The sequence below is a fragment of the Actinomadura sp. KC345 genome, assembly GCF_004348515.1.
Lineage (GTDB): Bacteria > Actinomycetota > Actinomycetes > Streptosporangiales > Streptosporangiaceae > Spirillospora.
On record NZ_SMKH01000574.1, the window covers coordinates 1 to 1,237 of the forward strand.

General features: G+C 71.0%; 1 protein-coding gene. It reads left to right on the top strand.

Annotation, left to right across the window (positions count from 1 at the left end; genetic code table 11):
- Positions 1 to 36 precede the first annotated feature (36 nt).
- Complete coding sequence (locus tag E1281_RS39675) at positions 37 to 1,221, top strand: ISAs1 family transposase (protein WP_131884813.1); 1,185 nt, start codon at positions 37 to 39, stop codon at positions 1,219 to 1,221.
- Positions 1,222 to 1,237: the final 16 nt, after the last annotated feature.

Below are 1,237 nucleotides of genomic sequence, written 5' to 3' on the forward strand. Positions count from 1 at the left end.
TCTAAGCCAGTCGATCAAGACAGGGACCGCGTTCGCGTGCCATCCTCCCCGATCGACGCCCTGGTCCGCCACTGCGAGGGCGTCGTCCTGCCATGTCCCGTCACCGACCTTCCCGGCCTGCCGGTACTGGTGGAGGTGCTGGACCGCATTCCCGATCCGCGGCGTCGCCGCGGCCGCCGGTACCGGCTCGGCCCCATGCTGGCGTTGTGCCTGGTCGCCGTGCTCAGCGGCGCCACCAGCCTGGCCAAGATCGGCAGGGTCGCGGCGGAACTGGACGTACGGGTGCTCGCCGAGCTGGGGTTGCCGGCGGCACGGCCGGTCGTGACCACGCTGGGGCGGCTGCTGGCCCGCCTGGACGGCGACGCCTTCGACGAGGTGATCGGGGCCTATCTGTCGGCTCTGGTCCACGACCCCGACGCGGGGTACCAGGCCAGGCCGGAGGCGGTGGCGGTGGACGGCAAGACGCTGCGGGGCAGCCGCCGCCCGGACGGGACGGTGACGCACCTGCTGGCGGCGGCCCTGCACGACGGCCGGACCGTGGTGGCGCAACACCAGGTCGACGCCAAGAGCAACGAGATCCCCGCGTTCGTCCCGCTGCTGGCCCGCCTGGACCTGACCGGCAAGGTCGTCACCGCCGACGCCCTGCACACCCAGCGCGAACACGCCCGCCACCTGGTCCAGGAACACAAGGCGCACTACCTCCTGGTCGTGAAGGGGAACCAGAAGAGCCTGCACCGGCAGCTGAAACGCCTGCCCTGGCGGGAGATCGTGCTGCAGGACCGCACCGTCGCCGACGGGCACGGCCGCCGGGAGATCCGCCGGTTGAAGGTCTGCTCGGTTCGGCCCGGTCTGCTGTTCCCGCACGCCGTCCAGGCCCTCCAGGTCAAACGCCGCCGCACCGACCGCACCACCGGCAAGACGACGATCAAGACCGTCTACGCCGTCACCAGCCTCGCCCCGGGCCACGCAACCCCTGCCCAGCTCGCCGCCCTGATCCGGGGGCACTGGTCCATCGAGGCCCTGCACCACGTCCGCGATGTCACCTACGCCGAGGACCGCTCACACGTCCGCACCGGTCACGCACCACGCATCATGGCCGGCCTGCGCAACCTGGCCATCGCCCTCGCCGACCTCATGGGCTGGACCAACATCGCCGCCGCCAACGACCACTACCGGGCACACCCCGACCACGCACTTCAACTACTCGATCTCACTATCTGAGAACGCATTCGCCCTG